The following is a 14,357-nucleotide window of genomic DNA, read 5'->3' as shown; positions in this document are numbered from 1 at the left end:
TCAAGAAAAAACGTTATCTTTGTGCAAATTTTCCTTAACTTTATAAAGTAATCGCTTTCTTTGGTCTGTTTTCTCATAGCTTTTGTGATATACTAATTTTATGACAGATTTATCAAAACAACTACTAGAAAAGGCTCACGGTGGGCCAAAACTAAACCCGGATGAACAACGTCGTTTTCTCGGCACTTTCGAGGAAAGAGTTCTTGGCTACGCTGATATCAGTACTGCCAATAGTCCTGAATTAGAACATGGATTTTTCTCTATTTTAGAGGGTTTTCAAGAAAAGGTAGAGATGCTTTTTGTGAAAATCTCACCAAATATCGAGTTTGACAAACAGGTCTTTTACTTAAAACAAGCAAAGGAAAGCAACTGTCAGGCGACTATTGTTTCAGATGATCATATCACCTCTCCTTTTGGCCTTGTCATTCACACGAATGAACCTGTTCAAGTGGACGAAAAGGACCTTAGACTTGCATTTTCAAGTCTTTGGGAAGAGAAAAAGGCAGATCCACCTAAAAAATCCGTCTGGAAAAAATGGTTTGGTTAATCCTTTCTCAAATTTAACAAACGACCAATATTAGTAGCTGTGTGCTCCAAATAGAGACTTGCATTTTTCAGACTATCTTCTAAAGGTTCACTTTTCTCTAAAATAGAAAAGGCTGCTTGTATATTTTCGAATGGTAGGGGAGGCAAATCATCAGCAAGACTACCACAAATAGCGATAACTGGAACTCCTTCAGGAGTTCTTTTTGCTACACCGATAGGAGCTTTTCCAACAAAGCTTTGACTGTCCAGTCTACCTTCACCAACGATAACCAAGTCGGCCCCTGCAACTTTCTTCTCAAAGTCTATCAAATCCAAGCAAGTATCAATCCCAGATACGATACAGGCCTCAGCAAAGGCACATAGCCCAGCAGCAATGCCACCGCCGGCTCCTGCTCCTTTCAGAGATAGGATTGATGGCGAAAGTTTTTCATAGAACCGCTGTATAGCCAGATCTACTGTCTCAAACAGAGCAGGATCCAGACCTTTTTGTCTGCCAAATGTATAGGTTGCCCCTTGATGACCACATAGAGGGCTCACGACATCTGCTAAAATGCGAATTTGTACATCTTCGGGAATCCTATACAACTTGCTATTTGAAACTGACTCGAACTCAAGCAAAGTCTGACCGCAAGCTGGCAATTCTTTTCCATTCTTATCATAAAAACGATAACCTAAGCCAGCAGCAATGCCTATCCCACCGTCATTACTAGCCGTACCACCTACACCGATATAGATTTCTTTCATCCCTTGATCAATGAGATGGCGAATCAACTCTCCAATACCGCGAGTTTGGATGTGGAGAGGATTTCGTTTCTCATGAGGGATCTTTCCTAAACCAACCAAGTCAGCAACTTCAAAGAGCGCTGTTTGATTTTTCTGAAAGTAGCGCATGGTTTCTTTTTGACCAAAAGGTCCCGTCACCTCTTGCCATTTTTCTTTGAGTTCAAGAGAATGGCGAATAGCATCTACAGTTCCTTCCCCACCATCACCTACAGGGCAAAGCAGACATTCTACATCCGCTATTGACTGTTCGAAGCCTCTTTTTATAGCTTGAGCGACCTCTTCTGCCGTCAAACTTTCTTTAAAAGAATCGGGTGCAATTACAATTTTCATAGTTCCCTCTCATTCTAAGAAATCAATCAAAGGCAAAACTTCTAAAAGATCCCTCGTATCTACATGACAAACTACTTCAGCTTTTACGACTTCTTTGGCACAAAAGGCTATACCGTGACCTGCTGACTTTAACATCAAGAGGTCATTGGCACCATCACCGATGGCAATCATTCTTTCTTTGGGTAGTTTTAATTCTTTTCTCCATTTCTCAAGAGTAGCTTGTTTTACTTGGGCTGTCACAATTTCACCAACTAGTCGACCTGTTAAAAAGTCATCTCTGACTTCCAACTGGTTGGCAGAGAAATAGGAGATACCAAGGGATTTTGCCAACCTTTCAACTATTGGTGTAAAGCCACCAGAAACTAGACCGACTAGAATACCATTCTTTTGAAGTATGGAGATAAATTCTTTAGCATTTTGGGAAAGATGAATGGATTTGAAGACAGTATCAAAGACCGAAACCGGAAGACCTTTTAACAATGCGACTCTTGCTCGTAAACTCCTTTCAAAGTCTAGTTCACCTCGCATCGCCTGACTCGTAATCTGCGATATTTCTTCTTCGCAACCTGCTTCTCTTCCTAAAAGATCAATCACTTCCTCTGCTATCAAGGTGCCATCAACATCCATGACACAGAGCCCCATTACTTGAGTCATCACTCTTCCTCTTTTCTAAACAGCCCAAAAATCGTATGAAAGAATCATACGATTTAATCTATTAGTTGACTAGACTATGGTACAAGTCAAGATAAGACTTGCAGGCTGTATCCCATGAGAAATCGCATTCCATAGCTTGTTTTTGTAGATTTCTCCAAACATCTGGCTGGTTCTTATAAACATCCAAGGCTGTTTGGAAACTCCAGTTAAGCCAGTATGGTGTTAAATTGTCAAAGCTAAATCCAGTACCAGTTCCTTCTATTGGATTGAAGGATTGAACCGTATCACGCAAGCCACCCACTTCATGAACCAATGGTAGAGTTCCATAGCGCATCGCCATCATTTGAGACAAGCCACATGGTTCAAAACGACTTGGCATGAGGAAGAGATCACAAGCTGCGTAGATTTCTTGAGCAAGTTTGACATCAAAAGTAATATTTGCTGATAGCTTATCAGGATAGACTTGAGCAAACCAGGAGAAGGAATGTTCAAAAGCCGGGTCACCTGTTCCTAAAAGGACTATTTGAACGTCCTCCTGTAAGAAACGATGCAAGCTTTCTACAACAACATCAAAACCTTTTTGACGCGTCAATCGAGAGACAATCCCAACTAGAGGAACATCTGCTCGCACTGGTAACCCAACTTTCTCTTGTAATTTTGCTTTGTTTTGAGCTTTTCCAGACAAATCTTCTTTATCAAAATGATAGTCTAAAAGTGGATCTGTCTCAGGATTATAAAGGTCTGCATCAATACCATTGACAATACCTGAAACCTTACCCGACTCCATGCGAAGAATCTGATCCAAACCGCAACCGAATTGGCTAGTCATAATCTCACGTGCATAGCTAGGAGATACGGTTGAGACACGATCCGCGTAGAGAATACCTGCTTTCATCCAGTTGAGACAATCATTCCAGCGAAGGGTGCCATCAGCATAGCGTTCAAAACCAACACCGAACAAATCCCACAACATTCCTTCAGAAAACTGACCTTGGAATTCCAAATTGTGAATGGTTAAAATGGTCTTGATTCCTTGGTAAGCCTGAATCCATCTGTATTTTTCCTTCAAGAGAAAAGGAATCATAGCGGTGTGATAATCATGGGCATGGAGAATATCTGGAATGAAATCAATTCGCTCCATGGCTTCAAGAGCAGCCAGTTGGAAAAAGGCAAAGCGTTCACCGTCGTCAAAATCACCGTACACATGGCCACGGAAGAAATAATACTGATTATCAATGAAGTAGAAGGTTACACCATTCAAAACCGTTTTCTTAACACCACAGTACTGTCTACGCCATCCTACACTAACTTCAAAGTGGAGAACATCCTCAATCTGGTCTCCAAACTTTGCTTCTACCATATCATAATAAGGTAAGAAAACTGCAACTTCGTGCCCCGCTTTTACAAGTGATTTGGGAAGTGCGCCAATGACATCGCCCAAACCACCTGTTTTTGAAAAGGGTGCTCCTTCTGCCGCTACAAATAAAATTTTCATGAATAAATGTCCTCTGTTACTGTTTCACCCTTCTTCACTACAACTGGATGTTCTGCCGTTCCTCGAATGACAACACCGTCCGCAATCTCAACTCCCTTGTCCAAGATGGCATATTCAACCTGGGCACCCTCACCAATCACAACACGAGCGAATAAAATGCTGTCTTTCACCACACTATCTTTGTGAACATAAATGTTACGAGATAGGACTGACTGAACTACTTCACCCTCAATGATACTACCAGAAGCAAACTGAGAATTACTTACTTTTGAAGTATTCGCATAGTAGGTTGGTTCTTCATTCTTAACCTTGGTATAAATCTTTTGGTTAGGTGAGAAGAGAGAGTAGAATTTTTGAGACTCCAACATATCAATATTGGCTTGATAATAGGATTGAACGGAGTGAATATTGGCTAGATAGCCCGTGTATTCGTAAGCAAAAGCACCTTCTTTTACAGCTAAATCGCGGAGTACATAGCGTAATTTTTCTGGATATTCTTTTTGAACTTCTTCTTCAAGTCGTTCAATCAACCACGGAGTATCAACGACGAATATATCTGTAGACATGTTGAAAAGTTCATCTGTTGATTTGGCATCAAAAAGTTTATGAGAAAGAACATGGTCTGTTTCATCCACTTCCAAGATGGCATTAACATCTGAAATATCCTTTTTAGGTAATTTCTTATAAACAACTGTAATCGGACGACCGGCAGTAGTATGTAAATGGAATACTTGATTGAGGTCAATATTCACCACGATATCACAGTTAAGTGCAACCGTCTGATTTGATCCTGAGCGTTTCAAATAAGTGAGAAGCTGTTGGTAATATTCTTTCCCAACTGTGCTACTTTCAACACTCGTATTATAAATACCTAGATAGTAGTGGCTGAGAAGGGTAGATAAGCCCCACTCACGTCCTGAACGAATGTGGTCAAAGACTGAACTGATATTGTCTTGTTGGAAAATTCCAAAGACACTACGAACACCAGCATTTGCAAGGCTAGAGAGAGGGAAGTCGATCAAACGATATTTTGCTCCAAATGGCAAGCTAGCCACCGGACGGTGTTCTGTTAACGTTGACATATCGTGAAAACCAACGGTGTTTCCTAAAATGGCTGAATATTTATCAATCTTCATCTGTTGCTACCCCCACTACTTCATCATATCCTACTACTTGTACTTCGTCTGTTCCATCAATTTCGACACCTTCAGAAATAACAGCACCCTCACCAATAATGGCACGTTTAATTTTTGCACCTTTTCCGATAATGGCACCACTCATGATTACAGAGTCTACTACTTCAGCACCCTCACGTACTTGCGCTTCTGTTGAGAGAATAGAATGCTTAACAGTTCCATCCACGAGACAGCCATCCACAACTAAAGAATCTTCTACATGAGCGTGTTTTCCAATAAAGTTTGGTGGTGAAATCAAGTTCCGTGAGTAGATTTTCCACTGACGATCACGACTATCCAAAGCGTTGTTTGGATCAATGTATTCCATATTTGCTTCCCATAGAGACTCGATAGTACCAACGTCTTTCCAGTAGCCTTTGAATTCATAAGCATAGACGCTTTCTCCAGACTCAAGGTAATTTGGAATAACGTTTTTACCGAAATCTGACATATCTACCTTGCTCTTTTCAGCGGCTACTAGCATATTGCGTAGACGTTTCCAGTCAAAAATATAGATTCCCATAGAAGCTTTGGTAGACTTAGGTTCGGCTGGTTTTTCTTCAAATTCAACGATACGATTATTGGCATCTGTATTCATGATACCAAAGCGACTAGCTTCTTTGAGAGGCACATCTAGAACAGCTACTGTCAAGCTGGCGTTGTTGTCCTTATGAGACTGAAGCATGTCATCGTAGTCCATCTTGTAAATATGGTCTCCAGAGAGGATGAGAACATATTCTGGGTTAACACTATTGATGTAGTCAATGTTTTGGTAGATAGCGTGGCTAGTCCCTTCAAACCAACGGTTTCCTTCACTTGCAGAGTAGGGTTGAAGGATGGAAACACCTGTGTTAATACCATCTAGTCCCCAGCTCGAACCATTACCGATATGGTTGTTCAAGGCAAGAGGTTGATACTGCGTAATAACACCGACGTTGTGAATCCCAGAGTTAGCACAGTTTGAAAGAGTAAAGTCAATGATACGGTAGCGCCCACCGAATTGCACTGCTGGTTTGGCAATGCTTTGAGTGAGTTTTCCGAGACGTGTTCCTTGCCCACCGGCAAGAATCAAAGCTAGCATTTCATTCTTCATTTTCTACTCCTTTTTGGGTTTTATTTGTGACAGTTTTAGTTGGTTTCAAGCGACGTTTAATCTTCCAGATACTTGCCCCCATAGCTGGCAAGGTGAAGGTCAAGGTCTGCTCATAATCCTTCCATAATCCTTCTTGGGTTTGAACCGTTTGGTTGTATTCTTTCCAGACACCACCCCATTGTTCCAATTCTGTATTCCAAACTTCTTCATAAACTCCTGCGACAGGAAGTCCGATTGTAAAGTCTTTTCGTTCAACAGGCGCCATATTAAAGACACAGACTAGCATTTCACCCTTTTTACTCTTACGTATAAAGGAAAGGACACTCTGATCTCTATTATCCGCATCGATAATTTCGATGCCATCGTAGCTGGTGTCAATTTCCCAAAGGCAACGATGCTCTTTATAGAATTGATTGAGTTGAGAAGTGAAGTACTTCATCTTAGCATTCATTGGATCTTCCAAGTTAGACCATTCTAGCTGTTCCTCAGACTTCCACTCTAAGAACTGACCATATTCGCTTCCCATGAACAAGAGTTTCTTACCTGGATGACAAATTTGATAAGTGTAGAGATTTCGCAAACCTGCAAATTGATTGTATCGATCTCCCCACATCTTGTGCATCATGCTCTTCTTACCATGTACGACTTCATCATGCGAGAATGGTAAGAGGTAGTTTTCGTTGAAAACATACATAAAGCTGAAGGTCACAAGATTAAAATCATACTTACGATAAATCGGGTCTTCCTCGTAGAAACGGAGAATATCATTCATCCAGCCCATATTCCACTTGTAGTCAAATCCTAGACCGCCCATTTCTTTCATACCAGTAATCTTTGTTGCTGATGAACTTTCTTCTGCAATCATCATCACATCTGGATGAGCTAACTTGATAACAGTGTTCAAACGTTGAAGGAAATAGTAGCCTTCGTAGTTGAGATTGCCACCGTCTTTGTTTGGAGTCCAAGGAGCATTATCATAGTCTAGGTAGAGCATATTGCTAACTGCATCCACTCGAATACCGTCTAAATGATAAAAGTCAATCCAGAATTTAATGCTAGAAATCAAGAAGGACTGAACTTCATTCTTCCCAAGGTCAAAGTTAAGAGCTCCCCAACCGTAGTTATGGGCCTTGTTGTGGTCTTGGTATTCAAAAGTTGGTGTTCCATCGTAATAAGCAAGGGCGTCATCGTTGATGGTAAAATGACCTGGAACCCAATCCACAATTACACCGATATTGTTTAAATGACATTCCTCAACAAAATCTTGGAATTCTTCTGGTCGCCCGTAAGAATGCTCCATAGCAAAGTAACCCATAAGCTGGTAGCCCCAACTTAATCCAAGTGGGTGAGCCATTAAAGGCATAAACTCAATGTGAGTATAGTTCATCTCAACAAGGTATGGAATGAGTTCTTCCTTGAGTTGTGCAAAGCTGTATGGACTACCATCTGGATTTCTCTTCCAAGATCCAGCGTGAGCTTCATAAATATTGACTGGTCTCTCAAAAAAGCCCCAGCGTTTTCTCCTAGCTAGCCAAAGACCATCTTTCCATTTTTTCTCTGGAATATCAGTCAGGATGGCTCCAGTCTCTGGGCGGGCTTCAAAACGAACCGCCAACGGATCAATTTTCATAATCTGGTGCCCATTTGCACGCATGATATGATACTTATAAATCTGCCCTTCATGAGCCAGACTTGTGAAGACTTCCCAAACACCCGATTCATTCCGTACCATAGGAATTTGGTGCTCTGTCCAGTTTGTAAAATCACCAACTAAGTGCACAGCCTGAGCGTTAGGTGCCCAAACACGGAAAGTAAAACCAATTTCTCCGTCTTTTTCCTCTTTATGTGCTCCTAGATAGTGCTGAAGATGAAAATTTTCTCCAGTAGTGAAGGTTCTCAATGCTTCTTGATTATTCATCCAATCCCCTTTCTTTTTGTAAGCGTTTTCCATAATTCTATTATACTATCTTTTAAAAGAACTTTCAAGCAGTTTACGGAATTTCTTAAAAAATATCTTGAAAATTTTAGAAAATATATCTTAACATTATATAATTTTTCATTTAATCGTTGAAAAATAAATGATTTACATATATTTTCTTAGTATAATACCAAAACATTCGTTATTTTTCAATTTTAAACTGGATTTTTTAGTAAAAATAAAAATCAGGAATGTTATTTCCTGATTTTATAAATTATTTCACATCAAAAACAATGGATTTGACATTTGTCATTGCTTCAATGCTGTATTTAATCCCTTGCACTCCTGCACCAGAACCCTTTACACCAAGGAATGGGAAATTATCTGGTCCACGTTGTGTTTTGTTATTAATATGAACAGTACCGACTTCAAGCTTTTCAGCGATTTCAAATGCCTTCTTAAAGTCGTTTGTAAAGACAGAGGATTGAAGACCGAACTCAGATTCGTTGGCAATTGCTACCGCTTCATTTGCATCAGCGACACGGATAATTGGGAGAACAGGTCCAAACGGTTCTTCCCATGCTAATTTCATATCTCTTGTGACATAATCAAAAAGTCCCGGCCAAATGAGATTGCCCTCACGTTTGATTGGACTGAGCGATTTGGCACCCTTTTCCTGAGCATCTTGAATCAATCCCCAGATGAAATCAGCTGAAGCATTGTCAATAACAGGTGTGATATCTGCATTGTCAAATGGGTCACCAATGGTTAGCTTAGCAACTTCAGCCTGGAGCAATTCAGCCATTTTATCCGCTACACTTTCCACAACCAAGACGCGCTTGATGGCAGTACAACGTTGTCCTGAATAGCTAAATGCTCCACCGACGATTTGTTTAGCTGCGTGTTCCAAGTCTGCATCTTCGAGAACAATAGCTGCATCTTTCCCACCAAGTTCAAGCATGATAGGACGCATTCCAGCTAAACGACCGATTCGCTCACCAATTGGAGTCGAGCCAGTAAAGTTGATAAAGTTAACTTCTTGGTGTTCAATAATATAGTCACCAATTTCAGAACCTCGTCCAGTTATCGTATTAAATACTCCTGCTGGAATACCCGCCTCATCAAAAGCCTTGGCTAATAACAGACCTGAGATAGATCCTTGTGTTGGCGGTTTAAACATGACGACATTCCCTGCAATCAAAGCCGGAGCAATCTTAGATCCAGAAAGGTTAACTGGATAGTTAAATGGCGCGATAGCTAACACAACTCCAACTGGCTCACGACGAACAACGGCTAGCTTGTTTTTACTTGCAGCTTCAAAACCGCCACCTTCCATTGCTTGTCCAGTGATACGGAGACCTTCTTCTGCAGCAAAACGAATCAAATCTGCTGTACGTACTACTTCTCCAATGGCTGCTTTTATCCCTTTAGCAACCTCCTTAGCAAGAATTGTACCAATTTTTTCTTTATCACGTTCCAAAATGTCTGCTGTCTTATGCAAATAGGCTGCACGCTCAACTGGTGCTAAATCACGCCATGCTGGGAGAGCTGCACGCGCAGCTTTCATAGCCTCATCTACTTCAGCTTGACTCATAGCTGGTACTGTCCCCAGCTTTTCCTGATTAATGGGGGAATAGATTGTAATTTCCTTTTCAGATGATTTCCAATTTCCATTTACTAAATTCTGATAATTTGTCAAATTCTCTTCCTCCTGAAAATGATTAAGACTTATTTTATCAAATTTTCAGAAAATTACAACCCTTTTTGTGAAAAAATTGAGATTTTTTTCACAATCTTGATCCTTCAAATTATTTGAAACTTAATTCTACTCTTCATTAAAAACCTCATAAATGACAAAAAGGATTAGATAATCTAACCCTTTTTACTACATTAATTTATGAGAGCACTTTTAAAACTGCGACACTAATGTCATCAATAACATTTTCTTGTTTTGAACGACTGTTGGTAAGGAACATTTCAAGCTTACCTGCATTTTCAAAGTAGAAGGAGGTTCCCTTAGCATTAAATACCACTAATAGATGTTCAGATCCACCGTGAATCTCGTAAACAATCCAGCCACTATTTTCAGCAGCCGTGTGAACAAAGACATGACGGTAAATTTCTTCATACGTTGGATAAGAGAAGGCACTGATTTGCGTTTTTAGGCGGATAATCTGACGAATAAACTCAATGCTGTCTTGGCGTTCGTTGATCAGATCCCAGTTGACTTGGTTAACACTGTCCGGAGCATTATAGCTATTCATAGCACGTTCTCGGTCTGCAGGAGTTAGTTCTCCATGTTCACCAGTTGGAATCAACTTAGTTCGACCAAACTCTTGCCCCAGTTCTATAAAGGCCATTCCTTGCATGAGAAGATTCATAGCTGTCGCTGTCTCAACCTTGCGCATAATCTGGTCGGAACTCTGATCAGGATGAAGGGTTGCCAACAAGTCATGAAGATTGTAATTATCATGAGCTTCAACATAGTTGAGAACCTGGTTTGGACTGAGATAAGATCCCAATTCTCGGCTACCAAGAATAGCCTTGGCGACGATTGGTTCTGTAGCAGCACCACTCACAAATCCTGATTTGATTGCCCCATAAACTTCTCCTCCTTTGATCGCATCACGCTGATTATCGTTGAAGAAACCTATATTTGGCATCTGGTGGGCGTTATCCTTCTTAGCCTTGTCATAAGGAGCAAGACCTGTTCCCATATCCCAGCCTTCTCCATAAGTGAGAATACGCGGATCGACCTCATCCAGTGCCCAACGAATTGCCTGCATAGTTTTGACATCATGAATGCCCATCAAGTCGAAACGAAAACCGTCAATATTGTATTCCTTCACCCAATAAAGGATGGAATCAATCATATACTTGCGGAACATCTCATGTTCACTTGCAGTTTCATTTCCTACTCCCGTACCGTTTTGAAAAGTTCCATCACGATTCATACGATAGAAATAATCGGGAACAGTTGTCTGGAATGGAGCGTCCACTGTTGAGAAGGTATGGTTATAAACCACGTCCATAATGACACCGATTCCTGCATCATGATAAGCCTGAATCATGGTCTTGAGGTCTCGAATAACTTGTCCGGGATCATCTGGATTGCTAGAGAAGCTCGTTTCTGGTGCGTTGTAGTTTTGAGGATCATAACCCCAGTTATAGGTTACATTTCCATCCTGATCGTATTCCTTATGGCGATCAAAGATAGGCTGAAGTTGAACATAATTACAGCCGAGCGCTTTAATATAGTCAAAGGCGGTTGCTTGACCGTATTGGTTAACCGTTCCAGTCTGAGCAGCACCCAAGAAGGTTCCGCGGAGTTCTTCAGGAACACCAGATGTAGGCGATTTTGTAAAATCACGAATATGCATTTCACAGATAACTGCTTTACATGGATTTTCCAAGCGCCAAGGAGCTTCTGTCCCATGTTTGACTTCAAATCCTTCTACTTGTCTATCTTGATGAGAAAGAATTACGGAACGTTTCCCGTCAGGGCTTGTAGCGATAGTGTAAGGATCTCGTGTCAAAGTCTGATGGTGCGGAAACTCAATCTGATACTGATAAGCTTTACCTGCAAGATTTTCATCCAGGTCTACACTCCAAACACCAATGGTATTGTACTTATGACTGTATGAATAGCTATTCCCACGCTCAAGATTAAAGGTTTTCCAAATCGGTGCATCGTTACTAGTGTTTTCATAGACAACCACCTGAACAGCTGTAGCTGTAGGAGCCCAGAGTTTAAAGCTTGTCTGATAATCGGAAAGGCTGTAACCTAGTTCTCCTTGGTATCCCCAGTGATGATCAAAGCTTGCGCAATGGATGGCTTTATCAAAGGCAAATGGATTCTGATCCTTATAATATGGACTAGCAATAGCTGGATTTTCTGAATAATACACAGTCTCGTCTCCCTCTAAAATCCATGCTTCTGTCAGCAAGGGATAGTAGTTAAAACGTACAAGATATTCTTTTAATACACCATCTATCTCGGCTTTGAAGGTGAAACTATCCACCTTCTCCTGACTGGTCACGGTGAAAGAAAACTGAAGACCAAAATAAGTGGTCTCTGAAGTTAAGGAGCTTTTGTTTTCATCTCGGTCTGTGTTAAATGAGCAAACTGTATAATCTCCATTTTTTCTATGAAAATGGAGTAGAACGGGATAATTGTACATGTTTTTTCCTAATTTCTAATTTCTATTTTAATTTTATTTGGTGCTGATGGATTCAGTTGGCATTTCATCACAATGGACAACAGATTTTAACCATGTCAAAACACATCAGGAGGGACACTTTCAGACTATCTGACACCTTGTTTTTACTATCATTACAAACTTTCCAACCAAGCTTCGTCTCGAACTTCGATACCAAGTTCTTGAGCTTTTTGGAGTTTGCTTCCTGCATCTGCTCCTGCTACGACAAGATCCGTTTTCTTGGATACACTGCCTGTTACTTTGGCACCTAGACTTTCGAGTTTACTTTTTGCTTCTGAGCGTTTGAGACGTTCCAATTTCCCCGTGAGTACAACGGTCAAACCTGACAAGGCCGCATCTGCTACTACTGTCTGTCCTTTATAGTCCAGATTGACTCCAGCTTCTTTCAGCTCATCTAAGAGAATTTTAGACCCTTCTGTAGCAAAATAAGTCTGGAGACTTTGCGCAATTACACTCCCCAAGCTTTCGATACTTGCTACTTCCTCTGGATCTGCTTGGGCTAGATTTTCAATAGAGTGGAAATGTTGGAGTAAGAGCTGACTAGCCTTACTTCCGACATGGCGAACGCCCAGACCAAACAAGAGCTTTTCAGCAGAGTTTTCCTTTGATGCTTGAATAGCCTGATACAGTTTAGAAGCAGATTTTTCCTTGACACCTTCTAAAAGGAGGAAATCGTCTTCTTTCAAACGGTAAATATCTGCCACATCCTTAACCAGATTAGCAGCAAAAAGTTTTTCAACGATAGATGGACCAAGCCCTGTTATATTCATGGCATCTCGAGAGGCAAAGTGAATCAAGCCTTCCATAATTTGGGCAGGGCAGCGAGGATTTATACAACGCAGGGCTACTTCATCTTCAAAGTGAAGCAACTGACTGTCACAACTTGGACAATTTGATGGAATATCTAGTTTTTCTTCAGAAATACGTTTAGACTCTACAACACGCAAGACAGCAGGGATGATGTCTCCAGCCTTATAGACAATAACCGTATCATCTTTGCGGATATCCTTTTCAGCGATATAATCTACATTGTGTAGGGTTGCACGGCTAACAGTTGTCCCAGCAAGCTGAACAGGTGTTAGATTGGCAGTCGGGGTCACAACACCCGTACGACCTACTGTCCAGTCAACTGAAAGGAGCTGGGCTTCTTTTTCTTCAGCAGGAAATTTGTAGGCGACTGCCCACTTGGGCGCTTTAACAGTAAAACCAAGCTCTTCTTGACCTGCTAGGTCATTGACCTTGATCACCACCCCATCAATGTCATAAGGTAAATTATCCCGTTCTTGTCCAACTTCTTGAATGAAATCCCATATCTCATCTATACTTTCAGCCAGAATTCGTTTAGGATTAACTACAAAGCCAAGCTGTTCAAGATGCTTCAAAACCTTTTCTTGGCTATCACGAGTAGAAGGGCTTGCTTCTTGATAGAGGAAAGTCGCAAGATTACGCTTGGCCACTACTGCTGTATCCAACTGACGGAGGGTTCCTGCTGCTGCATTACGGGGATTGGCAAATTCAGGCTCTCCATTTTCTTGACGTGCTTGGTTGACCTGGTCAAAAGAAGCGCGTGGCATGTAACACTCCCCACGAACGGTAATATCAAGTTCTTCTGGCAAGGTCAAAGGAATGTCCTTGACACGCTTGAGGTTTTCTGTGATATTCTCACCAATAGAACCATCTCCACGTGTCGCCCCAACGACAAAAATCCCCTTTTCATACGTAAGTGAGATAGACAAACCATCGATTTTCAGCTCACAGATATAAGTGGGATGGGCTAACTCCTTACGAACACGCGCATCAAAAGCTTCTAACTCTTCACGTGAAAAAGCATCCTGCAAACTATAAAGAGGATACTGATGACTGTATTTTTCAAAACCATCTAAAACCTTACCACCAACGCGATGGGTCGGACTGTCCGCTAAAACTTGATCTGGATAGGTAGCTTCCAATTCGACCAACTCTCGGTAGAGGCGATCATACTCGCTATCTGACACCGAGGGATTGTCACTCGTATAGTACTCGGTCGCATAGCGATTGAGCAAGGCAACTAACTCATTCATTCTTTCATTCATAAAACCATTTTACCACAAAGCAAGCCCTCCTCACAATAGAGAAGGACTGAAAAATGGTTTGTAGTGTAATA

At 41.1% G+C, this 14,357-nt stretch carries 10 protein-coding genes; 1 reads left to right on the top strand and 9 read right to left on the bottom strand.

All coding sequences use genetic code 11. From position 1 onward, the window contains the following. Window positions 1–100: 100 nt before the first annotated feature. Complete coding sequence (locus tag E2R31_RS05830) at window positions 101–547, top strand: DUF1694 domain-containing protein (RefSeq protein WP_132973363.1); 447 nt, start codon at window positions 101–103, stop codon at window positions 545–547. Here E2R31_RS05830 and E2R31_RS05825 read toward each other — a convergent pair. From E2R31_RS05825 to ligA, 9 genes are all read right to left on the bottom strand, one after another. Next, window positions 544–1,659, bottom strand: coding sequence for a glycerate kinase (locus E2R31_RS05825; RefSeq protein ID WP_132973361.1), 1,116 nt, complete (start codon window positions 1,657–1,659; stop codon window positions 544–546). The genes E2R31_RS05830 and E2R31_RS05825 overlap by 4 nt on opposite strands. Before the next feature lie 9 nt (window positions 1,660–1,668). Continuing rightward, window positions 1,669–2,313 (bottom strand): phosphoserine phosphatase SerB, encoded by a 645-nt coding sequence (gene serB / locus E2R31_RS05820; protein ID WP_132973359.1) that lies wholly within the window; start codon window positions 2,311–2,313, stop codon window positions 1,669–1,671. 61 nt (window positions 2,314–2,374) lie between these two features. Beyond that, window positions 2,375–3,808: a glycogen synthase GlgA gene (gene glgA / locus E2R31_RS05815; RefSeq protein ID WP_132973357.1), complete on the bottom strand. Its 1,434-nt coding sequence runs from the start codon at window positions 3,806–3,808 to the stop codon at window positions 2,375–2,377. Further along, window positions 3,805–4,944, bottom strand: coding sequence for a glucose-1-phosphate adenylyltransferase subunit GlgD (gene glgD / locus E2R31_RS05810; RefSeq protein WP_132973355.1), 1,140 nt, complete (start codon window positions 4,942–4,944; stop codon window positions 3,805–3,807). Before glgD ends, glgA begins: the two co-directional genes overlap by 4 nt. After that, on the bottom strand, window positions 4,934–6,076 hold the full coding sequence (locus tag E2R31_RS05805) for a glucose-1-phosphate adenylyltransferase (protein WP_132973354.1): 1,143 nt from the start codon (window positions 6,074–6,076) through the stop codon (window positions 4,934–4,936). Before E2R31_RS05805 ends, glgD begins: the two co-directional genes overlap by 11 nt. After that, complete coding sequence (gene glgB / locus E2R31_RS05800) at window positions 6,066–7,994, bottom strand: 1,4-alpha-glucan branching protein GlgB (RefSeq protein WP_132973352.1); 1,929 nt, start codon at window positions 7,992–7,994, stop codon at window positions 6,066–6,068. The genes E2R31_RS05805 and glgB overlap by 11 nt, the downstream gene beginning before the upstream one ends. 274 nt (window positions 7,995–8,268) lie before the next feature. Then, window positions 8,269–9,693, bottom strand: coding sequence for an NADP-dependent glyceraldehyde-3-phosphate dehydrogenase (locus tag E2R31_RS05795; protein WP_132973350.1), 1,425 nt, complete (start codon window positions 9,691–9,693; stop codon window positions 8,269–8,271). Window positions 9,694–9,889: 196 nt separating this feature from the next. Continuing rightward, a complete protein-coding gene (gene pulA, locus E2R31_RS05790) occupies window positions 9,890–12,175 on the bottom strand; it encodes a type I pullulanase (RefSeq protein ID WP_132973348.1) in 2,286 nt (761 codons plus the stop codon). Window positions 12,176–12,327: 152 nt separating this feature from the next. Next, window positions 12,328–14,286, bottom strand: a complete 1,959-nt coding sequence (gene ligA, locus E2R31_RS05785) for an NAD-dependent DNA ligase LigA (RefSeq protein WP_132973346.1) — start codon at window positions 14,284–14,286, stop codon at window positions 12,328–12,330. Between the last annotated feature and the right edge of the window lie 71 nt (window positions 14,287–14,357).

It is taken from the genome of Streptococcus downii, assembly GCF_004353325.1.
Lineage (GTDB): Bacteria > Bacillota > Bacilli > Lactobacillales > Streptococcaceae > Streptococcus > Streptococcus downii.
This window is presented reverse-complemented; position numbering and strand designations above follow the sequence as displayed.